Raw genomic sequence first — 25,488 nt, forward strand, 5'->3', positions numbered from 1 at the left:
CGCTATAGCGCACGGCGCAGGTGGGTGGAAAGACGCTCGAAGCTCAGCACCATCATCAATAGCGCCAAGCCGGGGAATACCCCCAGCCACCAGAAGCCGCCGCTTAGGTAACGCATGGCATCAGCCAGCAGTACGCCAATGGCAGGTTGGCTGGGGCTTAGGCCAAAGCCCAAAAAAGTTAACGCGGCTTCGTGGAGAATCGCGTGGGGGAATAGCAATAAGGCGCCGACCAGGCAGTGGGGGATAAGATGGGGGAGCAGGTGGCTGTGGAGCACAAACCAGCGCGATTTGCCCAATGCCCGCGAAATAAGCACATAAGGGGCCTGGTGTAGTTGCAGTAATTCGGCGCGCAGCACCCGCGCCAAGCGAGGCCAGTGAGTGACCGCTACGGCAATAATCACCGCCTGGGTGCCGCCGCCCAGAGCAAAAGCGACCAGCATCAATAAAATCAAATGGGGTACGCTAAGCAGCGTATCAATCACCAAGCTAACCAGCGCATCCAGCCGGGGTGAGAACGTGGCCAGCGCTGCCAGACTTAGCGCAATCAGCGTGCTTAATAGCGCCGCCAAGCAGCCCACCCAAAAGCTCAGTGCCAGCCCGGCCAGGGTGCGCGCCCAGAGCTCCCGCCCCAGTGCGTCGGTGCCCAGCCAGTGACTAAGGCTGGGTGGGGCCAGCCGGGCGTCAAACTGCATTTGCTGCGCAAAATCGCCCAGCAGCCACTGGCTGGCGACTAGCCCCATGACCATTAGGGCGGTGACGCCCAGGCTGAAGGCGGCACGCAGTCGTGGTTGAGCGTCGCTCATAAGCCACCTAGCTTAATGCGTGGGTCAATAACGGTGTAGAGGCTATCGGCGATCATATTGCCGACGCTGACAAACAGCGCGGTAAATAGCGCAATGCCTAACAGCAGCGGAACATCGCTGCGCAAGCCCGCCGCCACCGTGGCTTGGCCTAGACCGGGGTATGCAAACACTTGCTCGATTAAAATAGAGCCACCAAACAGCTCGCCCAGCGAGGCAAACGCCAGGGTCATCGCGGGTAAACTGGCGTGCCGGAGGCCGTGTCGCCAGGCGATGTCTAAGCGACTAGCGCCCTGCGCGAAGGCATGGGTGGCAACGTCTGAGCGCATTAATTCAAGCATTTGGGCGCGGGTGTGCAGGGTGATATTGGCGATGCCCAGCAGGGCCAGTGTGGTGACCGGCAGCACGAGGTGGTGCAGGCGAGTTGTGAGGGTCACCTCCTGGCTCAGGATGCCGGTTGGGCCAGCGCAGCAGGTCGGTGTCCAACCTAGGGTTACCGAAAACAGCAGCACGGTGAGTATCGCCAGCCAAAAGGCAGGTGTCGAGGCGGTAATGAAGGCGTAAGTGCTAATGACTTTATCCAGCTTGGACCCCTCTTTGGCACCGGCTGCTACACCCAGGCTAAACCCCAGCAGCGCTGAGAGAAGCCAGGCGCTGCCCAGCAGTACAATCGAGCGCTGAAAGCGCTGGCCGATGACCTCGCTAACCGGTTGGTTATACACATGGCTCCACCCTAAATCACCGCTGACTAACTGACCCAGCCAGTGGCCAAACTGAACCAGCGCTGGCGCATCAAAGCCCCAGCGCTGGGCAATCAAGGCGCGCTGCTCAGGGCTGACCTGGGCCATTTGTGGGCCCAAGTAGGCATCAATGGGGTCGATGGGCGAAGCCATCATCAGTGCAAATGACACCAGCGCCACACACAGCAATACGAGTGTCAGGCGCGCAAGGCGCTTAGCGATAAATGCTGTTAATCGCACGTCCAGCGCCATTCAAGTAGGTTGGCGGTGACTGGCCAGCCGTGTCCGTGAGGGGCGACGCCCAATTCGCCGACATCTAAGCAGGTGTTGGCGAAGTAGACGTGTTCAAGGTTGACCAGCCAAGCCCAGCTGCTATCAGCGCGCACGCCGTAACCGGTGGCGCCGTCCCACTGAGCCGCCTGCCACTCGCGATTAGCTTGCTCGATGCTTTCAGCGGCCTGGGCGGCATCCAAATGGGCGTCTACCGCCGAGTTGGCGTAGAAACCGCTGTTATAGAAGCCGTTACCCGCATGCTGGCTATGGAAAAGGTAGTAAATCTCTTGTGGGCTGTGGCTACCAAAGCCAAACAGGATGGCGTCTTTGTGCAGCGCTTCGCGCTGGATTTCATCCCAATGGCGGCCGGTGGGCTGCATCTCAATGCCGAGTGGGCGCACCATTTCTGCGCTCACTTCGGCGAGCAGTTGCCGAGTCGTATCGCTGGAGGGGTAAGTAAGCCTAAAGCGAGCGGGTAGGCCATCCTTATAGCGCAGGCCATCGTCGTGCAACTGCCAGCCCGCGGCGTCCAGTATGTCTGCAGCGTGGGTTAGGTTGGGCGCTTCTATGCGTTCCTCTTTATCGCTCCAGGGCAGGCCGTCGGCGGGACCAAAGGCGGGGCGCCCAAAACCGTGTAGCGCCACCTCCACCAGTATATCGCGATCAACGGCAAGGTTGATCGCCTGGCGGATCGCTAGATCAGCGGTGACGTCGTTGCCAATCGATGCGCCAGAATCAGCGTGCTCGCCCTTGGCAGGCTGCATGGGGAAGAGAATGCCGCGGTTATCGACGCTTTCCATCGTCATTCGCTGCATCTGCGCCGGTATATTCGACGCCAGCGCTGGCGACACCGCGGCGATATCCACTTGCCCTGCGTGAGCCGCGCTGAGAGTGGCGTCTTCGCCGGTAAAAAGAAACACCAGTCGATCAAAAGCGGGCGTCGGTCCGTAGAAGTAGGGGTTGCGTTCAACAATTAGCTGCTCGCCTTCCTGCCACTCGACCAGCTGATAAGGGCCGGAGCCCAGCGGATGCCTGCCGTACGCTTCGCTGTAGCCGTTTTGGCGTTCGGCGTGAGGCACAATGCCTAGGGTGACTAATTGATTAATAAAGGTAATACGCGGCGCACGCAGTTTTAGCGTAACGGTATCGTTACCAACGGCCGTGGCTTCTTCAAGCGCACTAAGGTCGGCTCGACCGCCTGCTTGGGCGGCGGCGTTAAAGGTATAAGCGACGTCTTCGGCGGTCAGCGGTGTGCCGTCGGCAAAGCGCTCATCGCCTCGCAGTGTAAGCGTCCAGGTCAGGCGGTCTTCTGACAACGCCCACTTAGTGGCGAGTTCTGGCTGCGGCGAAAGGTACTTGTCGCGGGAGAGTAGTGTCGATTGAAATAGCGGGTTGCCATATTGTCCCCAGCCTAACAGTGGGTCAAACCCCTGCTCGGGTTCGCCGCCAATGGCAAGCACCAATTGCTCTTTTGCCTGCGCGTTGCCTGCGATGACTAAACCGTTGACGAAGCAACTTAGTGCAATACCCAGTAAGATAGGCCGCATGGGTTTAACCATCGCTTTATCCTTTATTCTATTCGGCTAGTATGATGTTTTTACAATAACATCATACTAACGGTGTCGGTAGCACATGAAAAGTTAATCAACGTAGGGGGTGTCAATGCAGCGTGTAACGGTAACGCTTGATGAGGAGCTGCTAGCAGAAGTCGATGCGTTGATGCGCGAACGTGGCTACCAAAATCGCTCAGAGGCGATTCGCGATTTGACTCGCGGTGGCTTAAAGCAGCTTAGAGAAGAGGCCGCGCCGGATTCTCCCTGCATGGGGGCACTGGTGTATGTCTACGATCACGCCGCCCGCGAGCTGTCAAAGCGCTTAACCCGCCACTCCCACGACCATCATCACCTCACGCTGTCGACCCTGCATGTGCATATTAACCATGACAGTTGCCTGGAAGTGGCACTGCTAAAAGGCCAGGGGCGTGAGCTCAAGCAGTTTGCTGCTGAAGTCACTTCGTCACGCAGTGTGCGTCATGGGCAGTTAGTGCTGATACCCGATGAGTGAGCCGGTTTATTAACAGGCATAAAAAAGGGTGACCCGACAGGGTCACCCTTTTAGAACAAAAGCGCGGGAGCAATTAGTGCTCAACGCCGCCTTCGCCGTGCACGTGGCCGTGCTCAACTTCTTCATCACTGGCTTCACGTACTTCAGCAATCTCAACGTCAAAATTGAGTTGCTGACCGGCCAGCGGGTGGTTGCCATCAACCACGACTGTATCGCCTTCGACCTTCTTAACGGTAACCATCAACGGGCCGCCTTGGGTCTGGGCTTGGAACTGCATGCCCGGCTCAATGCTTTCAACGCCTTGGAACGCGTCCCGGGGGACTTCTTGCATTAGCTGCTCTTGCAGCTCGCCGTAACCTTCTTCAGGAGATACGGCAACGTTCAGTTTTTCACCCGCTGCACGGCCTTCCAGCTCTTTCTCAAGGCCCGGAATAATGTTGCCGGCACCGTGGAGGTAGGTCAGCGGCTCACGGCCTTCTGAACTGTCTAACACTTCACCAGCATCGTTGGTCAGAGTGTAGTGAAACGCGACAACCGAGTTTTGCGCAATTTGCATGGAATAACCTTTCGGGGGAGTGCATGTACTAATATGGTAACGCGTGTACGCTTTCTTGTCAGGGGGTAGCGGCGCTTTTTCCTACCCACGGCTTAGAGCGGTATTGCGCGTTAAGGTGACCAGGGATACCCTACGACCATCATTTATTCCTTTCCCTTATCATTTTGCGGAGCATTCAATGACGATCTTGATTATTTGGCTTATCGCGTTCTGCCTGATTGCGTATTTTGTTCATCAGCGCTGGGACCGTGGCGTCAGCCAGGGGTTAGACAAGATATTGCCCGGCTTTTTGAAAAGCCACGGGGAAAACCGCTACCTATGGGTGTTGACTCTGGCCGTGTTGGGCGCGACGACGTTAGTTAAACCGGTTGATATCTTGCTAGTGGCTATACTGCTAGGGCTAATCGGTTGGGGCGTAACGGCCCTGGTTAACTGGGCGGGTAGCAAAGCTAATCACTGATTGAGTCTATGGCTGAGTCTACAGTAATAAAAAAGCCCGACCCATCACGAGAAATGGCCGGGCTTTTTTTGTGGCATTTAACCGCTATTGATCAACGGTTTTTGCATCAATAGGGCGCAACGCTCAGGTTAGCGCCACTACCGATCAAGCGAACACGCTGACCGGCTTGGAATTGGCGATCGGCACGCTGAACAACGACAACGTCGGAGCCGTCGTCACGACGAATTTCCATCTCCAGCGCATTGACGCGGTTCGTTGCGTCTTCAGCGGCCGTTCCAGCCACCGCGCCGCCTAAAGCGCCAGCGACTGTCGCCAATTGACGCCCTGAGCCGCCACCTACTTGGTTGCCCAAAAGACCGCCAATGATGGCGCCACCGCCACTGCCAAGAAGCCCTCCTGCACGGCTCTCGGCTTGAATTTGTACCGGACGAACCGCCACGATGGTGCCATAAGAGACGCTTTGGCTCGTTTTAGCTTGGCTACCTCTGTAGACATCGCCAGAGTAGCCGGATGTGTTGGCACAGCCAGCCAGCGCGAGAAAGCTTAGGGCGGCAACAGGTAAAAGAAGACGTTTCATTAAAACCTCCGGGGTATTGCTATGCGCATAACCGTAACCAAGTGGTTAGTGGTTATGGAACAGTGTTCGCTAAAGATAACGTATGCTACTTGTTCTGACCAGCTATCGTTTGAAAAGATCAGTGCCGTCAAAAAAATAGCCAAGTAATAGCATACCCGGGAGTTTAACAGCGGATTAAGAAAACAGCGTGCAAATACGCCCAAAAACCAACAGCAGAAGGCCGGTGTGGCCTCCTGCAGTTGGGTTCGCTTTCTGAATTAACGCGGCAAAATGCCTAATTAACCAAACTGGTTCATGGTGTTGTCTTTGCCACCGGCTTTGAGCGCGGCATCGCCTTGGAAGAACTCTTTGTGGTCATCGCCGATATTGGAGCCAGCCATATCCTGGTGACGAACCGTCGCAATGCCTTGCCGCAGCTCCTGGCGCTGTACGCCTTTCACGTAGGCCAACATCCCCTCGTCGCCAAAGTAGCCTTTTGCCAGGTTGTCGGTGGAAAGGGCGGCTGTGTGGTAAGTCGGCAGCGTGATGAGATGATGGAAAATGCCCGCTTCGCGCGACGAGTCGCGCTGGAAGTTACGTGTCCACTCATCGGCCAACTGGCCAAGCTCGGTGTCGTCGTACTCGGCGCTCATCAGTTTTTCACGCTGGTATGCCGACACATCTTTGCCTTCCTCCTTCCAAGCATCGAACACCTGCTGGCGGAAGTTCAGCGTCCAGTTGAAGGACGGTGAATTGTTGTAGACCAGTTTGGCATTGGGCACGACCTCGCGGATCCGGTTAACCATGCTGGCGATTTGGCCTACGTGGGGCTTCTCGGTTTCAATCCACAGCAGATCGGCGCCGTTTTGCAGGCTAGTGATGCAGTCTAAAATCACGCGATCTTCGCCGGTGCCGGGTTTGAACTGGTAGAGCCCCGACGCGAGACGCTTGGGCTTGATCAGCTTGCCATTTTGTTTAATGACCACGTCGCCGTTATTGATGTCGGCGGCGTTTTCAATGGCATCACCATCCAGGAAGCTGTTGTACTGATCACCAAGGTCACCTGGCTCATTGGTAACGGCGATTTTTTGCGTCAAGCCGGCGCCAAGGGAGTCAGTACGCGCGACGATAACGCCATCTTCGATACCGAGTTCCAAAAAGGCGTAACGCACGGCGTTAATTTTGGCCAGGAAGTCTTCGTGGGGCACGGTGACTTTGCCGTCTTGGTGACCGCACTGCTTCTCATCTGAGACCTGGTTTTCCAGCTGGATGCAGCAGGCGCCCGCTTGAATAAACTTCTTGGCCAGCAGGTAAGTGGCTTCTGCGTTACCAAAGCCTGCGTCGATATCGGCAATGATCGGAACAATGTGGGTTTCATAGTTATCGATTTTGCTGATTAGTTCCTGCTCTTTGTTGCTGTCGCCAGCCTCTTTGGCTTCATCCAGAGCACGAAACAGGTGGTTAAGCTCCCAAGCATCGGCTTGTTTTAGGAAGGTGTAGAGCTCTTCGATCAAGTTGGCAACCGAGGTTTTTTCGTGCATCGACTGGTCGGGCAGCGGGCCAAATTCGGAACGCAGCGCGGCAACCATCCAGCCTGATAAGTAGAGGTAGCTACGTTTGGTGGTGCCAAAGTGTTTTTTGATCGAGATGAGCTTCTGTTGACCGATAAAACCGTGCCAGCAGCCCAGCGATTGGGTGTACTGGGCGGTATCAGCGTCGTAAGCGGCCATGTCTTCGCGCATGATTTTGGCGGTGTAGCGAGCAATGTCTAGGCCGGTATGAAAGCGGTTTTGAGCGCGCATACGAGCAGCGTACTCAGGCTTGATCGCTTCCCATTTGCCGCCTTGTGCTTCGCGCAGCTGCGCCATGGCTTTGATATCGTCAAGCAGTCCTGACATGAGCTTACCCTCTTTGGTTGTAATCGCCGTTCTTAAGGCTGATAGCATTTTGCACACCAGCGCTAGAGACATTTGATACAGCGTGGCGGGCTTGAAGGCTCCACCACATCGCCTTAACGCTGCAATGCAACAACTATCCACTAGATAGGCATATTCAACAATTGACACTTGGGGGCACAGGGCGTTGTAACCCGACTACAGAGAGGTGGTAAAGCGGTGGGTTTGTGTAGTGGTTTTTCGTCAGGGGAATTAAAAAAGAGGTATAAAAAAGCACTGCCGAGGCAGTGCTAAAGATCTATTAAGACAGCTTGTTACGCGAGTGAAAGGGTCATTTCTCGATGGGGTATGCCCGCATCGAGAAACGCCTCGCCGTGGGTGGCGAAGCCGAGCTGCTCATAAAACGCTAAGGCGTGTACCTGAGCGCTGAGCGCCACCTGCGTGTGACCTGCATGGCGCGCCGCTTCAATCGCAGCCTTCATCAGCAGTACGCCAATGCCGCTGCCGCGGGCGTCAGCAAGCACCGCGACACGGCCAATGTGCGCATCGGGCAGCAGGCGGGCGGTGCCTACTGGCTGCCCGTCGAGCATGGCCAGAAAATGCTGGCACTCAGGGTCAAGGCCGTCCCATTCTTCTTCCTGGGGAACGTTCTGTTCGTCAATAAACACAATGCGCCGGATCTCACTGGCGGCCGGGCCAAGGGCTGCCCAGTCGCCGGTGCTAATACTTGCCACCGCCATTGATCAATGCGCCTCGTCGTTATCGCCGTCCTCGTCGCTCATAAAGCCGAGACTGCCGGTATTAACCAACGTTGTGAACAGAGCGGCGGCGCCTTCAAGTTCAAGGTCATCGTCGTAAAGCGGGGTATTGTCGGCTAAACGAAGCGCTAATGCCTTTGAGCAGGCATGGCCTTCGCCGTCGGCAAACAGCGTGATACCGCTGGCATCGCTGCGCCAAGCAAAGCGTGAACCGGGCATAGGGTAAAGCGGTTCACCGTCTTGTAGCTGAGCTACAAGCGCCGTTTCGGTAAATGGCGTTTCCAGCGGTACCACTTGATCGATATATTTTGGCTGGGTCATGACGCGACCAAACCACTGGGCAAGCTGGGTAGGATTGTCGAGCGTCGATATAATCAGCTGACGCATCCGTTCAACCGATGCGTCGTCTATTTCTCCGGCTTGCTCAGCGGGTGCCATGCCCGCATCGCTGTAGCGCTGGGAGGCAGGTAGCTGCTCGCCCAAGTAGTCGGCGTAGGAGGTGATCGCTTCATCGGCAGAGGGAGCGCGAAAACCAATTGAGATGGTCATGCAGTCATCGCTTTGACTGACGCCATGGTGTGCCCAGCCGGGGGGAAGGTAGAGCATATCGCCGGGTTCGAGTACCCAATCGGAATCGGCTTCTACGCTGAATTCCTTCAAAATACGTAAATCAACGCCTTGGATAATCGGCGCATCTTCGGTCAGTTTGCCTCCCAGCTGCCAGCGACGGTGTCCGCTGGCCTGGAGTAAAAACACATCGTACTGGTCGATATGTGGGCCCACATTGCCGCCGGGAGGCGCGTAGCTGATCATTACGTCATCGAGCCGCCAGCGGGGTAGGAAATCAAACTCATCCATCAGCGCCGCCACTGCTGGTACATAATGGTCAACGGCCTGCACCAGCAGGCTCCAGTTGGCTTCCGGCAGCCGTTCAAAGGTGGCCTCATCAAAGGGGCCGTGAGAGACCTGCCAAGGGCCGTCTGGGCCTTCCTCTTCGACTAGGCGTGCCTCTACGCCGGGTTCGCAGGCGAGTCCAGCCAGCTCATCGGCTTCGATGGGGCTAATAAAGTCCGGAAACGCGCCGCGAATTAGCAGCGGTCTTTGCTGCCAATAATCAGCCAGAAAGTCGGCGGCAGTTAGATCGCCCAGCAGGGTTAACGGCTTATCGTGATGGTTCATGGCATGCCCTGACGTTAGTAAATTGGCTAAATAAAATGACGTTACGTTATAAACAGTTTAACTGTTGTGTCAGCGCTTCGGCCTGGGCCTGAGCATTGCCAATATAGCTACCGGGTGACAGCGCCTTTAATTCGGTTTTGACCTCGCTGGGCAGCTCAAGGGTATCAATAAACGCTGCAAAGCCCGCTTGGTCAATACGTTTGCCACGTGTCAGCAGCTTGAGTTTTTCATACGGCTTTTCAATGCCGTAGCGGCGCATCACCGTTTGGATCGGCTCGGCGAGTACTTCCCAGCTGTTATCCAAATCGGCGTCCAGGCGCTCTGGGTTGGCTTCCAACTTGCTAATGCCTTTTAGGCTGGCGTGGTACGCAATCAAGCCATACGCCAGGCCGACGCCCAAATTACGCAGCACGGTGGAATCGGTCAGATCACGCTGCCAGCGTGAAATGGGTAATTTCTGCGCAAGGTGGCTGAGTACCGCGTTGGCCAACCCCAGGTTGCCCTCGGAATTCTCAAAATCAATCGGGTTCACTTTATGCGGCATGGTCGATGAGCCAATTTCGCCCTCAACCGTGCGCTGTTTAAAGTAGCCTAGCGAAATATAGCCCCATACGTCGCGATCGAAATCGATCAGGATCGTATTGAAGCGGCAAATGGCATCGAACAGTTCGGCGATATAATCGTGGGGCTCAATTTGAGTGGTGTAGGGGTTGAAGGTTAGCCCTAGGCCTTCCACAAAGGTGCGCGCGTTGGCTTCCCAGTCGATCTCCGGGTAAGTGGTCAGGTGGGCGTTGTAGTTGCCCACGGCGCCATTGATTTTACCCAGCACTTCTACCGCTTCAATCTGCTTGAGCTGGCGTTTGAGGCGATATGCCACGTTGGCCATCTCTTTGCCCAGCGTGGTTGGGGTGGCCGTTTGCCCATGGGTGCGCGACAGCATGGGCTGGGCGGCGTGGGCAATGGCCAGCTTGGCAATTTCGTCAGCGACTTCGTGCATGGTGGGCAGCATGGCGTTCAGGCCATCGCTGAGCATCACGCCATAAGAGAGGTTGTTGATGTCTTCGCTGGTGCAGGCAAAGTGAATGAACTCGGTGACGGCATGCAGCTCGGCCTGGTCGGCAATTTTCTCTTTAAGGAAATACTCCACCGCTTTGACGTCGTGATTGGTGGTGCGCTCGATGGCTTTGATTCGCTCGGCATCGTCGATCGAAAATTCGCGAATCAACTGCTCAAGAAACGCGGTCGCTTCAGCGGAAAGAGGCGGCACTTCAGTAATTTGTGTGTGCCCGGCCAGGCGCTGAAGCCAGCGTACTTCCACAATCACACGGGCGCGGATCAGGCCAAATTCGCTGAAGTGTTCGCGCAAGGCGGCAGCTTTGGTGGCGTAGCGGCCGTCAACAGGGGAGAGGGCGGTCAAAGCGGAGAGTTGCATGGCTTGGTTTCCAGGTGGTTCGAGAGCAGATTATTCAGAACAGACGGTTCAAAGAACAGCGGGACTGTCGAGATGCAACTCGACTAACTAAGGCTGTCCAGCGCACGACGTAGCGATTTGCGTTGGAACACTAACTTCCAGCGCCGCCCACCCTGCTGGTGCCACAATAGACCAAAGCGAATGCCGGCCATCAAGCAGGCGCGCACGCGTTCGGGCATCATGCGGCTTTGCAGCAGCGACGGGTCGCCCTGCACCACAATGCGGGTTTTAAAGGTGGAAATCGTCTCTTGGTACGCTTCGCCAAGGCTTGCCACCACGTTTTCATGGGTGGCGCCGAAGTGCTCGGCTTGGCCCTGTATGCGCGTGAGTTTTTGGCCCAGTGCATCCATCATATCGTCACTGGTGCGTAACTTATTCATCAATAGCAGCAGGGAAAAGCCGTAGCGCAGCACCACAGGGTTGGCCTGCTGACGGCCGACTAAGGCTTCTAAGGTATCCAGCCCGCGGCGGAGATTATTAGGATGGCCGCCGTAAATGGCTTCAAAGCTTTCCGGGTTAGTGTCCACGGTGGCATGAATCAACGTTTCCCAGGCGCGTGGTTCCACCTGACCGGTGCGGGCGAGCTCGTCAACCAGGCTGGCGGCCTGGAAGACGCCAGCAAGGGCAAGGGCTTGGCGCGTGGCCGGGGAGTCGGGGGCGCGATGAATCGGGGTAGTGGGATTCATGCCGCAGCCTCCGAGGCTTTTTTCCAAGTCGCGCTGATAACGCCGCCGCCCAGGCAAATGTCGCCATCGTAAAGTACCAGCGACTGGCCAGGTGTCACCGCCCACTGCGGATCATCAAAAGTGACTTCCACACCGCCGTCGGGCATAACGCGAATCTCGCAGCCGCAGTCGCTTTGCCGATAACGTGTTTTGGCGGTAAAGCGGCCCTGTTGTACCGGCGGCTCGCCCGCCACCCAGTCCATGGCTTCGGTGGCCAGCGTGTCGGAGTAGAGCAACGGATCATGTTTACCTTGCACCACGGTCAACACGTTGCGCTCCAGGTCCTTTGCCGCCACGTACCAGGGCTCTTCCGAGTAGTTAGCCAGCCCGCCGATGCCTAGCCCCTGGCGCTGGCCTAGGGTGTAGTACATCAGCCCCGTATGTTCGCCAATCACATCGCCTGCCGGGGTTTCGATCGTGCCGGGCTGGGCAGGTAAGTACTGCTGCAGGAAGTCACGAAAGCGCCGCTCGCCGATAAAGCAGATGCCGGTGGAATCTTTTTTCTTGGCGGTAATCAGCTCGTACTGCTCAGCCAAGGCGCGCACGGCGGGTTTTTCCAGCTCGCCTACCGGGAACAGCGTGCGGGCAATCGCCGCTTCTGGCACCGCATGTAGGAAATAGCTTTGGTCTTTATTGCCATCCAGGCCTTTTAACAAACGCGCACGTCCGTCCCGCAGCCCTGCGCGAACATAGTGACCGGTCGCGATTTTGTCGGCGCCCAGCATTTCGGCATACTCAAGAAAGACCTTAAATTTGATCTCCCGGTTGCACAGAATATCTGGGTTGGGCGTGCGGCCCGCTTTGTATTCGGCTAAAAAATGCTCAAAAACGTTATCCCAGTATTCCGCGGCAAAATTGGCAGTGTGCAGCTTAATACCGAGCTTTTCACAGACAGCCTCGGCATCGGCGAGATCCTCTTTGGCGGTACAGTACTCAGTGCCGTCGTCTTCATCCCAGTTTTTCATAAATAAGCCTTCCACCTCATAGCCTTGCTGCATGAGGAGGAGGGCGGAAACGGACGAGTCGACGCCGCCGGACATACCGACAATCACTTTGCCGATAGCGGTAGGCTCGGTAGGATTTGAGCCGATGTTGGATGACTCCGTAATAGATGAATCAGTATTGGATGACATGGTGTTGGATGACATGGTACTGGATGACATAGGCATCCTCAGTAAAGGTCGTGTGCTAAACGGTGTGAGCAATGTGCAATTAGGTGAAGATTATACACGATGGGGGGGGAGTGCTTCGAGTGCTTCACTCGCGAATCACCGCCAGTGGATAAATAGGCCCGCTGAGTGCGTCCTCAATACGTTGGAGTACGAGAGGGCTGCGCAAGCGTGACTGCTGATCCAGCGTGCGTATTTGTTCAAGCGTTAGCCAGTGGGTGGCGACAATATCGGGATCAAGCGCGAGATCGAGCTGATTGAGCGGCTCGGCTATAAACCCATGGCTGTGAAACGTTGTGCCCTCGGGCGTGTGAAAGACATACAGGCCCAGGTAGGCAGTTAAACGTATTTCCCAGGCGGTTTCCTCCCTGACCTCACGCACAACGGCCTGAACCGGGCTTTCTCCTGGCTCAACGTGGCCAGCGGGCTGGTTAAATACGCTTTTTGGCCCGCCGCGCTGCTCTTCCACCATTAAAAAGCGCTCACCCTGCTGTATCACGCAGGCTGCCGTGCTGTGGATACCGCTCATAATGGTTTCCGACGCTGGGTTGCGGGGCGTGTTCGCTTATTCTGCGGTGTATTGGCCGAGCGGGGGGCGTGTAAGGTTTCTTTACGCCACTCGCCGGGGGCTAACCCCTCCAGTTGCCAGGGGCCAATCGCGGTGCGAATCAAACGCAGGGTGGGAAAGCCGACGTGAGCCGTCATACGGCGCACCTGGCGGTTGCGGCCTTCGCTGATGGTGAGCTCCAGCCAGCTGGTCGAGGGATGCCGTTTAGGGTCAATGGTCGGCTGGCGAGAGGCCATGGCGGGTGGCTCGATCAAACGTGCTTTGGCCGACCGCGTTGGGCCATCTTTAAGCGTTACGCCCTGGCGTAGCGCTTTCAATGCCGTGTCATCAATTTGCCCTTCCACCTGGGCCCAGTAGGTTTTGGGTTGCTTGTGGCGCGGGTGAGAAATGCGGTGAATCAACCCGCCGTCGTCGCTAAGTAGCAGCAGGCCTTCAGAGTCGTAATCAAGCCGTCCGGCGGGGTAAATATCTTTTATATCAATGTACTGTGCCAATGTTTGGCGTCCTTCGCGGTCGCTGAACTGGCTCAATACCTGGAAGGGCTTATGCAGTAAGTAAAGGTTGCTCATGACATCTCTTTGCTCTTCTGACGGTTCTTTGCTGTCGCTGTTGGCCCTTCGTATCTCGACCATGCGCACGGCAGGCAGCGCTGGTATACTCCGGCTACCTTATTGCTTGTAATCGTAGTGACAAAAGAGGTTAACGCAAAAATGACCAAAACGCCGAAGATCATCTACACGCTCACCGACGAAGCCCCTGCGCTCGCGACGCACTCCCTACTACCGATTATCGATGCGTTCACCGATTCTGCCGGCATTCAGGTAGAGACTCGCGATATTTCCCTGGCCGCTCGCATCATTGCTCAGTTTCCCGATTACCTGAGTAAAGAGCAGCAAATCGGCGACCATCTGGCCGAGCTTGGCGAATTGACCAAGACCCCCGAAGCAAACATTATCAAATTACCCAACATTAGCGCCTCGCTGCCCCAGCTCAAGGCGGTGATCAAAGAGTTGCAGCAGCAGGGCTATAAGCTTCCCGACTACCCGGAAGCACCTCAGAGCGATGCAGAGAAAGACATTCAGGCCCGCTACGATAAAACTAAAGGCAGCGCCGTTAACCCCGTGCTACGTGAGGGCAACTCTGACCGTCGCGCGCCGCTGTCGGTTAAAAAATATGCCCGCAAATATCCGCATCGCATGGGCGAGTGGCGCAGTGACTCCAAGTCCCACGTGGCGCACATGCGTGACGGCGATTTTTACAGCAGCGAAAAGTCCGCGCTAATCGAAAGCGCTACCGATCTTAAAATCGAGCTGGTGGCGAAAGATGGCACCACCACGGTGCTCAAGCAGAAAACGCCGGTGCTTGAAGGCGAGGTCGTCGACGGCTCGGTGATGAGTCGTAACGCACTACGTCGCTTTGTGGCCGAAGAAGTCGCCGACGCCAAAGCTAAAGATGTGCTGTTTTCCTTGCACCTCAAAGCAACCATGATGAAGGTATCTGATCCGATCATGTTTGGCATGGTGGTCAGCGAGTTTTATCAGGACGTGCTGGAAAAGCATGCCGACGATCTACAGCAGGCGGGTTTTGACCCCAATAACGGTATCGGCGATCTTTATTCGGCGATTAAATCGCTGCCTGAAGCGCGTCAGACGCAGATTGAAGACGAGATTCAGGCGCTTTACGCTGAGCGCCCGCGTCTGGCGATGGTTAACTCCCATAAAGGGATTACCAACCTGCACGTGCCCAGCGATGTGATTATCGATGCCTCTATGCCGGCGATGATCCGCGACTCCGGTAAAATGTGGGGCGCCGACGACCAGCTGCACGACGTTAAAGCGGTGATTCCAGATCGTTGCTACGCCGGTATCTACCAAACGGTCATCGAAGACTGCAAGCAGCACGGTGCCTTTGACCCTACCACGATGGGCAGCGTGCCCAACGTCGGCCTAATGGCGCAGAAAGCCGAAGAGTACGGCTCCCACGATAAGACTTTCCAGATTCCTAGCGACGGTGCCGTGCGCGTTACCGATGCCAGCGGCAACCTAGTGTTTGAGCACAGTGTAGAGCAGGGTGATATCTGGCGGATGTGCCAGACCAAGGATGCGCCTGTTCGCGATTGGGTGAAGTTGGCGGTTAATCGTGCCCGCGAAAGCGCTACACCGGCTATTTTTTGGCTGGATGCCCAGCGCGCCCATGATGCTCAGTTGATCAGCAAAGTCGAAAGCTATTTAAAAGAGCACGACACCGCTGGCCTGGATATTCGTATCATGACGCCGGAAGAGGCCATGCGCTTCTCTTTGGCGCGTATCCGCAAGGGCGAAGACACTATCTCCGTCACCGGTAACGTACTGCGCGACTACCTGACCGACCTGTTCCCGATCATGGAACTCGGCACCAGCGCCAAGATGCTGTCTATCGTACCGTTGATGAACGGCGGTGGTCTGTTTGAGACCGGTGCTGGCGGCTCTGCTCCCAAGCACGTTCAGCAGCTACTGGAAGAGAACCATCTGCGCTGGGATTCGCTGGGCGAGTTTTTGGCCTTGGCGGCATCCCTTGAACACCTGGGCAGCACGTTCGACAACGCTCGGGCGAAAATGCTGGCCAAAGCGCTTGATCAGGCAAACGGCAAATTCCTCGACAGCAACAAGTCGCCGTCCCGCAAAGCCGGTGAGCTTGATAACCGCGGCAGCCATTTCTATCTAGCGCTATACTGGGCAGAAGCGTTGGCCGAGCAAAGTGACGATAGCGAGATGCAGGCGCTATTTGGCCGCTTAGCCGAAACCCTGAAAGCCAACGAGACGACGATTGTCGACGAGCTTAATAGTGTCCAGGGCAAGCCGGTGGATATTAATGGTTATTATCACCCAGACCATGAGTTAGCGACGCAGGTAATGCGTCCTAGCAAGACCCTCAACAACGCCCTGTCTATGGTTTCTAAGGACTAATGGTTTCTAACAGCTAAAGCGACCTTAACGCTCGCGCTCTGTTTCACCCCTGTCCGCTTGGCGGGCGGGGGCGTCGGCGTTTAGCGCTTGATAGCATCGGCTATTGCGCTCTTTCGTACACCCTGTGATATTTTATCTTTTTCATGAACCCTTGCTGATTGGCAGCGTCTGAGTTGTAGTATAAAGCGCTTAGTCACTTCCATCGGCCAGTGTCGAGACAACTAACCGTGCTGCTTATGTCTAACTTAGATAGTTCATACTTGGCCGCATTATCCGCACAAGCGGGAATGACGCGACCAAATGTGCCCGATGAAGACGGCGATCTGGCGGTGCAGTCAGCAGAACCAGAACTGGCTCAGCCGCCGCTTTATAAGGTGGTGCTTCACAATGACGATTACACCCCGATGGAATTCGTTATTGAAGTGCTGCAAGAATTTTTCAACATGGATAGCGAGACGGCCGTTCAGGTCATGCTCGCAGTACATACCCAAGGAAAGGCCACTTGTGGCGTATTTACTCGTGATATAGCGGAAACCAAAAGCTATCAAGTCAACGAGTATGCCCGCGAGTGTGAGCATCCGTTGATAAGCGATATAGAAGCCGCTGATTGAGAGCGTTGAGAAAAAATTGGCGGCTAGGCTTGCAACCATGCCATTTGTACCCGATGTTGAGAGTACCGGTCGACTAAATTGATCCGACGCAAGCCCTAGGTGGCGATACGCCCTAGGTAGTAGCGAAAAGGGGACTGCCATGCTGAGCAAAGAACTTGAAATGACCCTGAACACGGCCTTCACCGTGGCGCGCTCTAAGCGCCATGAGTTTATGACCGTTGAGCACCTGCTGCTAGCGTTGCTGGATAATGCCTCAGCGGTTGATGTACTGAAGGCTTGCGGGGCGAACCTCGACAAGCTGCGGTCCGATCTGCAGGATTTTATTAACTCGACCACGCCTTTGATTCCAGAGGGACAAGGTGATCGTGAAACCCAACCGACGCTTGGTTTCCAGCGTGTTCTTCAGCGTGCGGTCTTCCACGTTCAGTCATCAGGTAAGAGCGAAGTCACCGGCGCCAATGTGCTGGTAGCGATCTTCTCTGAGCAAGAGAGCCAAGCGGTTTACTTTCTCAAGCAGCAAAGTGTCGCGCGGGTTGATGCGGTTAACTATATCGCTCACGGCATCTCTAAAGTGGCCGGCCACGGACCTTCTCCATCGCCTTCTTCCTCGGAAAGCGAGGAATCCGAAGAGGGTGGTAGCGAAGGCGCTGCTCATCCGCTTACCGGTTACGCCACCAACCTCAACGAGCAGGCGCGGCTAGGTAAAATCGACCCGCTCATTGGCCGTGACCACGAGCTTGAACGCGTAGTGCAAATTCTGGCCCGGCGGCGCAAGAATAACCCACTGCTGGTGGGTGAAGCGGGCGTGGGTAAAACGGCGATTGCCGAAGGCTTGGCCAAGCGTATCGTTGAAGAAGACGTTCCCGATGTGATTGCCGATGCGGTGGTTTACTCGCTAGACATGGGGGCGCTATTAGCGGGCACTAAATACCGCGGCGATTTTGAAAAACGCCTTAAGGGTCTGCTCGGCGAGCTACGCAAGCAGCCGAATGCGGTGCTCTTTATCGATGAGATTCACACCGTGATTGGTGCCGGTGCGGCGTCTGGCGGTGTGATGGATGCGTCTAACCTACTCAAGCCGCTACTTTCTTCTGGCGAGCTGCGTTGCATTGGTTCGACCACCTTCCAAGAATTCCGTGGCATCTTTGAAAAAGATCGCGCGCTGGCGCGGCGCTTCCAGAAAGTGGACGTGATGGCGCCGTCGGTAGACGACACCATCAAAATCCTCAAGGGCCTACGTTCGCGCTTTGAAGAGCATCACGAGCTGAAATACACCGACGGTGCGCTTGAAAGCGCAGCACGCTTGGCGGACCGCTATATCAATGACCGCTTCTTGCCCGACAAAGCGATTGATGTGATCGACGAGGCAGGGGCTCATCAGCGTCTGCTACCGCCGGAAGTACGAACTGCAACCATCGACGTTGAGCAAGTGGAAGCCGTGGTGGCATCAATTGCCCGTATCCCGCCGAAGAGTGTTTCAAGCTCCGACCGCAAGCTGCTTGAGAAGCTGGATCGCGACCTGAAAATGCTCGTATTCGGTCAGGATGAAGCGATTGATACGCTTTCTGCAGCGATTAAACTGTCGCGGGCCGGGCTTAAATCTCCGGATAAACCGGTGGGTAGCTTCCTGTTTGCCGGGCCGACAGGTGTGGGTAAAACCGAAGTGGCCAAGCAGCTTGCCCATATTATGGGCATTGAGCTGGTCCGCTTTGATATGTCCGAGTACATGGAGCGCCACACCGTGTCGCGCTTGATCGGTGCGCCTCCGGGCTACGTCGGTTACGACCAGGGTGGTTTGCTAACCGAAGCTGTCACCAAGCAGCCGCACTGTGTTCTGTTGTTAGATGAGGTTGAGAAAGCGCATCCGGAAGTCTTTAACCTGCTGCTGCAAGTGATGGACCATGGTCGCCTAACCGATAACAACGGCCGTGAAGCCGACTTCCGCCACGTTATCTTGATCATGACCTCTAATGCCGGGGCCGAGCAGGCGTCGCGTCGTTCAATTGGCTTCCAAAATCAAGACCACTCCACCGATGCGATGGAAGTGATCCGGCGCACCTTTACACCCGAGTTCCGCAACCGTCTGGACGGCATTATCCAGTTCCATGCGCTGCCGATCTCGGTGGTACGCAATGTCGTCGACAAGTTCTTGATTGAATTGCAGGCGCAGTTGGATGAGAAGCGTGTACAGCTGGAAGTCGACGATATGGCACGGGATTGGTTAGCGGATAAAGGCTACGATCCTGATATGGGCGCACGCCCCATGGCGCGTCTCATTCAAGAGAAGCTGAAGAAGCCGTTAGCGGAGATGATTCTGTTTGGCGATTTGGCAGAAAACGGCGGTATTGTTCACGTCAGCTTGGAAGAGGGCGAACTGCACCTCTCTACAGAGATTGAAATGGCCGACGCGCCCTGAAAAGGGCGCTAAGCCGCGCTAAAAGCTATCTCTTCAATGCTCATGCTATATGCATAAAAACGCAGCGCCCTGTCATTGACGGGGCGTTGTCGTTAAAACAGTCTAGCTGGAACCGCTAAGATCAGCCGAAAGCGATCAGCTGAAAGCGTTATTGTGCAACGACTTAGCGCGAACGGTAAACGATACGGCCTTTAGACAGGTCATAAGGTGTCAGCTCAACTTTTACCTTGTCGCCGGTCAGTATGCGGATATAGTTTTTGCGCATTTTGCCGGAGATGTGAGCAGTAACAACGTGACCGTTTTCCAGTTCAACACGAAACATGGTGTTCGGAAGGGTATCGACGATAACGCCTTCCATTTCAATATGATCTTCGCGTGCCATATAGGCATTTCCCCACTTATGAGTTAGTAAACTGTTAGCTAATAAAGTACCGGTTAGCAATGTACCTATTAATAAGCTAACAATACATCAGGATTCAAGTGCCGCTAGGCGAGCGTCCAAGAAACAGCGCTATATTGTGCCGTAAGCACGCCGTCAAGGCAAAAAAGCTGGCATGATTAACCTATTAATGGTCGCCAATGGCGCCCATCAAGTACCTCAAGCGGTGTAAACGCCTGCTTGTAGCGCATCTTACGGCACTCTTCGATCCAATACCCTAAATACAGGTGCGGCAGCGTTTTTTCTTTGGTGAGCTCAATGAGCTGAAGAATAGCAAAGGTTCCCAACGAGCGCTTATCTAAGTCGTCGCTAACGGCGAAGAAGGTATAGATCGCCGAGAGGCCGAGCTCCAGATGATCAAAGGCAGCCACGCCTACCAGCTCATCGTTTAGATACATCTCCAATAGCTGGGCATAGGGTTCATCCAGTGTCAGAAAGGTGCGGTACTGCTCGCGACTAGGCGGGTACATGTCGCCGTCGGCATGGCGCAGGCGAATATAGTCAGCGTAAAGCGCGTAGTGTTGGGCAGAAAAGTGAGCGGGCACGACGCGAATGCTAATATCGGCATTGCGGCGCCAAATTTTACGCTGTGTGCGATTGGCAGCAAACTGTTCAACCGGAATACGCACTGAGCGGCAAGCGTTACACCCTTCGCAGTGAGGGCGGTAAAGGTGGCGGCCGCTGCGCCGAAACCCAAGCAGGGCTAGCGAGTCGTAGACCCCCGGTAGCGGTGACTCCTGAGGGTCGAGAAACAGTGTCGTTGCTTCTCTGCCTGGTAAATAGCTACAGGCATGCGGCACGGTAAGGAAGAAGCGCAAATCCCGCACTGGCCGACGCGGCGTATTACTGCTCACGGCTTGCCTCCTGGTAAAACTGAGTGAATTCGTCAATAGGCGTTATCCTCGGCGCCAATGGCTTTAAGCCAGGGCGACGGGGGCGGCACCGGGGCCTCATCGGGCGATGCGGGTAATCTAAACGCCTTATCAGGCAACCAATCTTTAAGGTAGTTGATGAATGCTTCGCGAGCGACTGTAATAGCGCCCAGACTGGCCAGGTGGGGGGTATGCATTTGGCAATCGATCAGTTTGCCGCCCTGCTCGCGCATGGCCCTGGCCAGGTGCGCCAGCGCCACCTTCGAGGCATCCGGGGCGCGGGAAAACATGGACTCGCCAAAAAATACCGGCCCCATGGCAATACCATACAGGCCGCCGACTAATTGGCTACCTTGGTGCACTTCGATGCTATGGGCAATGCCTTGGGCATGTAGCAGGCAGTAGGCGTCGTGCATGTCGTCAGTGATCCAGGTGCCTGTCTCTTCGCCGCGTGGGGCGGCGCAGGCTTGAATTACTAAGTCGAAGTGTTGATCCAGGGTGACATGAAAGCCACCATGGCGTAGTCGTTTAGTCAGGCTGCGGCGCTGCTTAAATTGCTCAGGTAGGAGTATCATGCGCGGGTCCGGACTCCACCATAGAATTGGGTCGTCGTCGCTGAACCACGGGAAAATGCCCTGCCGATAGGCTGCCACCAGCCAAGCGGGGGAAAGCTCGCCACCGGCAGCTAGAAGGCCGTTGGGTGAATCCAGCGCTGTCTTAGCAGACGGAAAAATAGGATATGGCGAGGAAAGCCAAGGTAGCATGACTTGCTCCTGTTGCTACGTGCATTACAGCGTTCTTGTACTGAATGTTGGTACTGAGCGTTTAGCTAAAGACTCTGTGACGGCGAAAGGATGCTCGGTATCATACAAACTCGCAAGTGGATTAAAGACGCCATTGAGGTGTAAAGGGAGAGTCGCTTGAAAGTGAATAAAGCAGTCAACAAGCGAGCGCAGCGTAATACGCGTCAATCATCATCGGCCTCTTCTGCGCGTGTCAACGCCGCGAAAGATAAAGCTCGTCGTTTTGGTCTGCGCTTACAAGGTTCCGTGCGCGAAGGCGTAGTGGTGCTGCTGCTGGCGCTGTGTGTGTTCTTATTATTAGCGCTATTTAGTTACCAACCGTCTGACCCCGGCTGGTCGTATCAAGGGCCGGAAACGGACGTGCGCAATTGGATGGGGCAAGTAGGCGCCTGGCTGGCGGATGTCCTCTATTCCCTGCTCGGCGCCAGTGCGCTGTGGTGGCCGGGTATGTTTGGCTTCGCCGCCTGGTGGCTGATTCGCTCGCGTCAGGTGCGTTTTGAGCTCGACCCCGTCGCCATTGCAGTACGTGCTGGCGGGCTATTATTGCTGATTTTTGGTACCACCATGCTGGGTGCGCTGCATTTTTATCACCCCAATAGCATACTGCCCTACGCCTCTGGCGGCATTTTGGGCGAAGGGTTGGTGGGCGCGCTACGGCCGCTGGTGAGCAGTGGCGGCGTTGGCTTAATTGCTGCGGCGCTGATTTTAAGCGGCTTTCCGCTCTTTAGCGGTATGTCCTGGCTACAGGTGGCCGATGAACTGGGTAAAAGGGTATGTCGTCTGGGTGGTTGGTTGTCAGCGCGTCGGCAGTTACGCCGAGATCGGGCTGCTCAGCACGCAGCGGCAAAGGCAAAGGTAGCCGCAAAACCGCAGCCAAGGCACGAAACCGTGCCTGAAGCGGCCAAGCCCGCTACCGCCAAACCAGCGGAGCCCGAACCCACCGGTAAACACTCGGGTGGTCGCGAACGACGCGAGCCGGGCTTTTCGGTGCCGCTTTCCGAGAACGCTATTGATAGCGCCAGTGAAGAGAGCGGTAAAAGTGAAGAGGGTAGTACAGACGAAACTGAAACGACAGATACCTCAATTCCTTGGGAAGCCGCGGCGTTTTCGAGCAACAAATACGTGCCAGCAAAAACGTATACCCCCACCGCAGCGCCGCCCGACAACGAGCAGGTAAGGCCGGCCGACAGCCCCGTGGAAGGGGCCGAGAAGCGCACACCTACAGTTGCGCCCGCCCCCAGGGAGAATGCTTTTGTGCGGCCTGACGCTCCGGCAACTGAGCCTGAGACGTTTGATGAGCCCAAGCCCGCCTTCCCGCTGCGCGCGTCGCGTGAAGAGGAGGCGCCAGCCCCGGCGGTAAGCAACGTCTTCGTTAACGATGAGGCACCCGCTGAAAGTATCCCGGCTGAGCAACCGTCTGCAGGCGGCCGTCGCGAACCGTCATTCACCACTGAATCCAGCGACAGCAAGGCACCCCCAGGTGCCAGTAAACCGGAGCGGGCTGAGCGCGTTCCTGAGGTCGTCCCAGAGCCGGTATGGGATGACGAAGAGATGGACGATGAAGTGGTGGACAATAAAGCGGTGGCTAATAACAAGGCAAAGGACGAGCTGCCTACTCCCAGCGCGCGCCAGGAGCCGGTGTTTTCACCACAGCAAAGCGGGCAGGAGAGCGATGAAGGCCCCGCACTGTGGACCGTAGAGCACCTGCAAAGCCAGCGGCCAGCCTTTGAAACCCTGGACGAACCCGAAGGCGACGTGCCGAGCCTGCAGCTACTAACCCCTGCAGAGCCGTACCAGCCCAACTATAGCGACGAGCAGCTGGCCGATATGGCCGAGCTGCTTGAAGTACGGCTGCGCGAATATGGGGTGAAAGCCGAAGTGGTGGATACCTGGCCTGGCCCGGTGATCACGCGCTTTGAGATCAAGCCCGCAGCAGGCGTCAAAGTTTCCAAAATCAGCAACTTGGCTAAAGATCTAGCGCGCTCACTAATGGTCAAGAGTGTGCGGGTCGTGGAAGTGATACCCGGACGCCCCACGGTGGGGATTGAAATTCCCAACCCTAATAGGGCCATGATTCGCCTACGCGAAGTTATCGACTCTGACCGCTACCAGCAGGAAACCTCGCCGCTGACCATGGCGCTAGGCCAGGATATTGGCGGTGGCCCCGTGGTCGCTAATTTGGGTAAGATGCCGCACTTGTTGGTCGCGGGCACTACCGGCTCAGGCAAATCCGTAGGCGTCAACGCCATGCTGATTTCGATGCTGTTGAAAGCGAAGCCCAGCGAGCTGAAACTCATCATGGTCGACCCCAAAATGCTGGAACTGTCGGTGTATGACGGCATTCCCCATCTGCTGGCGCCGGTGGTTACCGATATGAAAGAGGCGGCTAACAGTCTGCGCTGGTGTGTCGCTGAAATGGAACGCCGCTACAAGCTGATGGCGGCCATGGGAGTGCGCAACATCGCCGGCTTTAACGGCCGCTTAGACGAAGCGGAGCGCGCCGGTGCCCAAGTGGCAGACCCGCTGTGGGAACCGCAGCCATGGGAAATGCATCAACCTCACCCGGTTTTGGAGAAGCTGCCCTACATCGTGGTAGTGATCGACGAGTTTGCCGACATGTTTATGATCGTCGGCAAAAAGGTCGAAGAACTGATTGCTCGCCTGGCGCAAAAGGCGCGTGCCGCCGGTATCCATTTGATTCTGGCGACTCAGCGCCCCTCGGTGGATGTAGTGACGGGCTTGATCAAAGCCAACATTCCCTCTCGCATGGCGTTTCAAGTCTCATCAAGGATCGATTCGCGCACCATCCTTGATCAAGGCGGCGCCGAAAGTCTGTTGGGGCATGGCGATATGCTCTATCTGCCCGCAGGCTCAGGGCCACCTAACCGCATCCACGGTGCCTTCGTTGATGACGACGAAGTACACCGGGTGGTTGATGACTGGAAGCGCCGCGGCGCGCCAGAGTATATCGAAGAGATTCTTTCTGGTGGGGTGTCCGCCGATGCCTTAACCGGCCTTGAAGCCGACGGCAGCGATAACGACGATGCCGAACAAGACGCGCTCTACGACGAAGCCGTGCAGTTTGTCACCGAAACGCGTAAAGCCTCGATTTCTGCCGTGCAGCGCCGCTTTAAAATTGGCTACAACCGGGCTGCGCGCCTAGTTGAAACCATGGAAGGTGCTGGTGTAGTGACATCGATGGGCACCAATGGCGCCCGGGAAGTGCTCGCTCCGCCGCCTGTGGGCCATTAATCGCACGCAATTATGCAATAAGCGTGGAAGTCGTGCCGCGGGTGAAACCCCGCGGCGCTTTTTACGTCTTACTAGTATTCTTCAGAACAGTACTTTTCAGAACAGTACTTTTCAGAACAGTACTTTTTAGAAATAGTACTTTTGAGAAGGCTGCATGTTAGAGAAGGGTGTATGGACGGTTAAGTCGGCCTAACGCACTTTGGTTTAGCAACGGCCATTATTGGGCAACGGACATTTAGCAACGGTTATCGGGCAACGGTTGCTTAGGGAGATTTTATGCGCGATACGCAAACACCACGAACGTCACCACTGGCACTCGCCGCCAGCGCCTTGGGTTTAACTTTCGGCGCCCCCGCCTGGGCTGATGACGCCGCCCAACGCTTGACCGAGCGTTTGGAGCCGTTAGAAAGCTACCAAGCCGCTTTTGAGCAGCAGATTTTAGACGGCAGCGGCGATCGCTTACAAAGCGCACGCGGTGAAATGTGGCTTGCGCGCCCCGGTATGCTGCGGTGGGAAGTGGACGCGCCGTATTCTCAAACCGTGGTTTCCGACGGCGACGATGTGTATATGTACGATCCCGACCTTGAACAAGTCACCGTTCAAGAGATGGATGACCGTGTCACCCATACCCCGGCGTTATTGCTGTCGGGAAGCGTCGACGAATTAACCCAAAACTATGAGGTTTTCCATGAGCCGAACGGTGAGGAGGACGTTTTTACCCTGGTACCTATCTCTGCCGATACGCTGTTTGAAGAATTGAGCATGGTATTTGAAGGCGAAACGTTAAGCGAGCTTTGGATGATGGACAGTACCGGGCAGCGCACCTCGATTACCTTTAGCAATATTACCCTCAATGGCGATATTGCCACGGACATGTTTGATTTCGAAATTCCCGAAGGCACCGATGTTATTCGCGAAGGGATGTAAATAAGCACG

General features: G+C 55.9%; 23 protein-coding genes. 7 read left to right on the forward strand and 16 right to left on the reverse strand.

Features of this window, described 5'->3' with window-relative positions; genetic code table 11:
• Positions 1–2: 2 nt before the first annotated feature.
• From RZA33_RS06855 to RZA33_RS06865, 3 genes are read right to left on the reverse strand one after another with little or no spacing between them, the layout of a single operon-like run.
• Positions 3–803, reverse strand: a complete 801-nt coding sequence (locus RZA33_RS06855; RefSeq protein WP_317507109.1) for an ABC transporter permease — start codon at positions 801–803, stop codon at positions 3–5.
• A complete protein-coding gene (locus RZA33_RS06860; protein ID WP_416337851.1) occupies positions 800–1,792 on the reverse strand; it encodes an ABC transporter permease in 993 nt (330 codons plus the stop codon). Before RZA33_RS06860 ends, RZA33_RS06855 begins: the two co-directional genes overlap by 4 nt.
• A complete protein-coding gene (locus RZA33_RS06865) occupies positions 1,771–3,372 on the reverse strand; it encodes an ABC transporter substrate-binding protein (protein WP_317507111.1) in 1,602 nt (533 codons plus the stop codon). Before RZA33_RS06865 ends, RZA33_RS06860 begins: the two co-directional genes overlap by 22 nt.
• 103 nt (positions 3,373–3,475) lie before the next feature.
• Here RZA33_RS06865 and nikR point away from each other — a divergent pair, with 103 nt between their 5' ends.
• Positions 3,476–3,877, forward strand: a complete 402-nt coding sequence (gene nikR, locus RZA33_RS06870; protein WP_317507112.1) for a nickel-responsive transcriptional regulator NikR — start codon at positions 3,476–3,478, stop codon at positions 3,875–3,877.
• A 73-nt stretch (positions 3,878–3,950) separates the two neighbouring features.
• Here nikR and RZA33_RS06875 read toward each other — a convergent pair whose 3' ends face one another.
• On the reverse strand, positions 3,951–4,433 hold the full coding sequence (locus RZA33_RS06875; protein WP_317507113.1) for a peptidylprolyl isomerase: 483 nt from the start codon (positions 4,431–4,433) through the stop codon (positions 3,951–3,953).
• A 178-nt stretch (positions 4,434–4,611) separates the two neighbouring features.
• On the opposite strand from RZA33_RS06875, the gene RZA33_RS06880 reads away from it, so the two are divergent.
• Complete coding sequence (locus RZA33_RS06880) at positions 4,612–4,893, forward strand: hypothetical protein (RefSeq protein WP_317507114.1); 282 nt, start codon at positions 4,612–4,614, stop codon at positions 4,891–4,893.
• 106 nt (positions 4,894–4,999) lie between these two features.
• Here the strand turns inward: RZA33_RS06880 and RZA33_RS06885 are convergent, their stop codons facing one another.
• The 9 genes from RZA33_RS06885 to RZA33_RS06925 all read right to left on the reverse strand — a co-directional run bounded on the left by RZA33_RS06885 (position 5,000) and on the right by RZA33_RS06925 (position 13,783).
• Complete coding sequence (locus RZA33_RS06885) at positions 5,000–5,470, reverse strand: glycine zipper 2TM domain-containing protein (RefSeq protein ID WP_317507115.1); 471 nt, start codon at positions 5,468–5,470, stop codon at positions 5,000–5,002.
• A 278-nt stretch (positions 5,471–5,748) separates the two neighbouring features.
• Entirely contained in the window at positions 5,749–7,347 is a 1,599-nt protein-coding gene (locus tag RZA33_RS06890) for an isocitrate lyase (protein WP_317507116.1), read from the reverse strand.
• Positions 7,348–7,658: 311 nt separating this feature from the next.
• Complete coding sequence (locus RZA33_RS06895; protein WP_317507117.1) at positions 7,659–8,084, reverse strand: GNAT family N-acetyltransferase; 426 nt, start codon at positions 8,082–8,084, stop codon at positions 7,659–7,661.
• Between the two features lie 3 nt (positions 8,085–8,087).
• The gene (locus tag RZA33_RS06900) at positions 8,088–9,281 is read right to left on the reverse strand and encodes a cupin domain-containing protein (protein WP_317507118.1); all 1,194 of its coding nucleotides are present in this window, start codon (positions 9,279–9,281) and stop codon (positions 8,088–8,090) included.
• Positions 9,282–9,327: 46 nt separating this feature from the next.
• Positions 9,328–10,713 carry an adenylosuccinate lyase gene (gene purB / locus RZA33_RS06905; RefSeq protein ID WP_317507119.1) on the reverse strand — a complete coding sequence of 462 codons (1,386 nt, stop codon included), beginning with the start codon at positions 10,711–10,713 and terminating at the stop codon, positions 9,328–9,330.
• A gap of 83 nt (positions 10,714–10,796) precedes the next feature.
• Positions 10,797–11,438: a high frequency lysogenization protein HflD gene (gene hflD, locus RZA33_RS06910; protein ID WP_317507120.1), complete on the reverse strand. Its 642-nt coding sequence runs from the start codon at positions 11,436–11,438 to the stop codon at positions 10,797–10,799.
• Positions 11,435–12,610, reverse strand: coding sequence for a tRNA 2-thiouridine(34) synthase MnmA (gene mnmA / locus RZA33_RS06915; protein WP_317507176.1), 1,176 nt, complete (start codon positions 12,608–12,610; stop codon positions 11,435–11,437). The genes hflD and mnmA overlap by 4 nt, the downstream gene beginning before the upstream one ends.
• Before the next feature lie 124 nt (positions 12,611–12,734).
• Positions 12,735–13,175, reverse strand: coding sequence for an NUDIX hydrolase (locus tag RZA33_RS06920; protein ID WP_317507121.1), 441 nt, complete (start codon positions 13,173–13,175; stop codon positions 12,735–12,737).
• Positions 13,172–13,783, reverse strand: a complete 612-nt coding sequence (locus tag RZA33_RS06925; RefSeq protein WP_317507123.1) for a pseudouridine synthase — start codon at positions 13,781–13,783, stop codon at positions 13,172–13,174. The genes RZA33_RS06920 and RZA33_RS06925 overlap by 4 nt, the downstream gene beginning before the upstream one ends.
• A 141-nt stretch (positions 13,784–13,924) precedes the next feature.
• Between RZA33_RS06925 and RZA33_RS06930 the strand changes: the two genes are divergently transcribed.
• From RZA33_RS06930 to clpA, 3 genes are all read left to right on the forward strand, one after another.
• Positions 13,925–16,159: an NADP-dependent isocitrate dehydrogenase gene (locus tag RZA33_RS06930; RefSeq protein WP_317507124.1), complete on the forward strand. Its 2,235-nt coding sequence runs from the start codon at positions 13,925–13,927 to the stop codon at positions 16,157–16,159.
• A gap of 287 nt (positions 16,160–16,446) precedes the next feature.
• A complete protein-coding gene (clpS, locus tag RZA33_RS06935; RefSeq protein ID WP_317507177.1) occupies positions 16,447–16,770 on the forward strand; it encodes an ATP-dependent Clp protease adapter ClpS in 324 nt (107 codons plus the stop codon).
• A 139-nt stretch (positions 16,771–16,909) separates the two neighbouring features.
• Positions 16,910–19,186, forward strand: a complete 2,277-nt coding sequence (gene clpA, locus RZA33_RS06940) for an ATP-dependent Clp protease ATP-binding subunit ClpA (protein WP_317507125.1) — start codon at positions 16,910–16,912, stop codon at positions 19,184–19,186.
• Between the two features lie 163 nt (positions 19,187–19,349).
• Here the strand turns inward: clpA and infA are convergent, their stop codons facing one another.
• The 3 genes from infA to aat all read right to left on the reverse strand — a co-directional run bounded on the left by infA (position 19,350) and on the right by aat (position 21,261).
• Positions 19,350–19,568, reverse strand: coding sequence for a translation initiation factor IF-1 (gene infA / locus RZA33_RS06945; protein ID WP_007111068.1), 219 nt, complete (start codon positions 19,566–19,568; stop codon positions 19,350–19,352).
• Between the two features lie 176 nt (positions 19,569–19,744).
• Entirely contained in the window at positions 19,745–20,479 is a 735-nt protein-coding gene (locus RZA33_RS06950) for an arginyltransferase (protein ID WP_317507126.1), read from the reverse strand.
• A gap of 32 nt (positions 20,480–20,511) precedes the next feature.
• Positions 20,512–21,261, reverse strand: coding sequence for a leucyl/phenylalanyl-tRNA--protein transferase (gene aat, locus RZA33_RS06955; protein WP_317507127.1), 750 nt, complete (start codon positions 21,259–21,261; stop codon positions 20,512–20,514).
• A 156-nt stretch (positions 21,262–21,417) separates the two neighbouring features.
• Between aat and RZA33_RS06960 the strand changes: the two genes are divergently transcribed.
• Both RZA33_RS06960 and lolA read left to right on the forward strand, forming a co-directional pair.
• Positions 21,418–24,552: a DNA translocase FtsK gene (locus RZA33_RS06960; RefSeq protein ID WP_317507128.1), complete on the forward strand. Its 3,135-nt coding sequence runs from the start codon at positions 21,418–21,420 to the stop codon at positions 24,550–24,552.
• Between the two features lie 276 nt (positions 24,553–24,828).
• Positions 24,829–25,479: an outer membrane lipoprotein chaperone LolA gene (gene lolA, locus RZA33_RS06965; protein WP_317507129.1), complete on the forward strand. Its 651-nt coding sequence runs from the start codon at positions 24,829–24,831 to the stop codon at positions 25,477–25,479.
• Positions 25,480–25,488 lie beyond the last annotated feature (9 nt).

It is taken from the genome of Halovibrio sp. HP20-59 (genome assembly GCF_033052795.2).
Lineage (GTDB): Bacteria > Pseudomonadota > Gammaproteobacteria > Pseudomonadales > Halomonadaceae > Vreelandella.

What these genes read in the sequence shown, in the direction of transcription:
- RZA33_RS06930 (WP_317507124.1), top strand. Translation starts at nt 13,925, where the DNA reads ATGACCAAAACGCCGAAGATCATCTACACGCTCACCGACGAAGCCCCT.
- hflD (WP_317507120.1), bottom strand. Translation starts at nt 11,438, where the DNA reads ATGAATCCCACTACCCCGATTCATCGCGCCCCCGACTCCCCGGCCACG.
- purB (WP_317507119.1), bottom strand. Translation starts at nt 10,713, where the DNA reads ATGCAACTCTCCGCTTTGACCGCCCTCTCCCCTGTTGACGGCCGCTAC.
- RZA33_RS06885 (WP_317507115.1), bottom strand. Translation starts at nt 5,470, where the DNA reads ATGAAACGTCTTCTTTTACCTGTTGCCGCCCTAAGCTTTCTCGCGCTG.
- RZA33_RS06925 (WP_317507123.1), bottom strand. Translation starts at nt 13,783, where the DNA reads ATGAGCAACCTTTACTTACTGCATAAGCCCTTCCAGGTATTGAGCCAG.
- RZA33_RS06895 (WP_317507117.1), bottom strand. Translation starts at nt 8,084, where the DNA reads ATGGCGGTGGCAAGTATTAGCACCGGCGACTGGGCAGCCCTTGGCCCG.
- RZA33_RS06880 (WP_317507114.1), top strand. Translation starts at nt 4,612, where the DNA reads ATGACGATCTTGATTATTTGGCTTATCGCGTTCTGCCTGATTGCGTAT.
- clpA (WP_317507125.1), top strand. Translation starts at nt 16,910, where the DNA reads ATGCTGAGCAAAGAACTTGAAATGACCCTGAACACGGCCTTCACCGTG.
- RZA33_RS06860 (WP_416337851.1), bottom strand. Translation starts at nt 1,792, where the DNA reads ATGGCGCTGGACGTGCGATTAACAGCATTTATCGCTAAGCGCCTTGCG.
- RZA33_RS06855 (WP_317507109.1), bottom strand. Translation starts at nt 803, where the DNA reads ATGAGCGACGCTCAACCACGACTGCGTGCCGCCTTCAGCCTGGGCGTC.
- aat (WP_317507127.1), bottom strand. Translation starts at nt 21,261, where the DNA reads ATGCTACCTTGGCTTTCCTCGCCATATCCTATTTTTCCGTCTGCTAAG.
- RZA33_RS06875 (WP_317507113.1), bottom strand. Translation starts at nt 4,433, where the DNA reads ATGCAAATTGCGCAAAACTCGGTTGTCGCGTTTCACTACACTCTGACC.
- nikR (WP_317507112.1), top strand. Translation starts at nt 3,476, where the DNA reads ATGCAGCGTGTAACGGTAACGCTTGATGAGGAGCTGCTAGCAGAAGTC.
- RZA33_RS06890 (WP_317507116.1), bottom strand. Translation starts at nt 7,347, where the DNA reads ATGTCAGGACTGCTTGACGATATCAAAGCCATGGCGCAGCTGCGCGAA.
- infA (WP_007111068.1), bottom strand. Translation starts at nt 19,568, where the DNA reads ATGGCACGCGAAGATCATATTGAAATGGAAGGCGTTATCGTCGATACC.
- lolA (WP_317507129.1), top strand. Translation starts at nt 24,829, where the DNA reads ATGCGCGATACGCAAACACCACGAACGTCACCACTGGCACTCGCCGCC.
- RZA33_RS06920 (WP_317507121.1), bottom strand. Translation starts at nt 13,175, where the DNA reads ATGAGCGGTATCCACAGCACGGCAGCCTGCGTGATACAGCAGGGTGAG.
- RZA33_RS06865 (WP_317507111.1), bottom strand. Translation starts at nt 3,372, where the DNA reads ATGGTTAAACCCATGCGGCCTATCTTACTGGGTATTGCACTAAGTTGC.
- mnmA (WP_317507176.1), bottom strand. Translation starts at nt 12,610, where the DNA reads ATGTCATCCAATACTGATTCATCTATTACGGAGTCATCCAACATCGGC.
- clpS (WP_317507177.1), top strand. Translation starts at nt 16,447, where the DNA reads ATGACGCGACCAAATGTGCCCGATGAAGACGGCGATCTGGCGGTGCAG.
- RZA33_RS06900 (WP_317507118.1), bottom strand. Translation starts at nt 9,281, where the DNA reads ATGAACCATCACGATAAGCCGTTAACCCTGCTGGGCGATCTAACTGCC.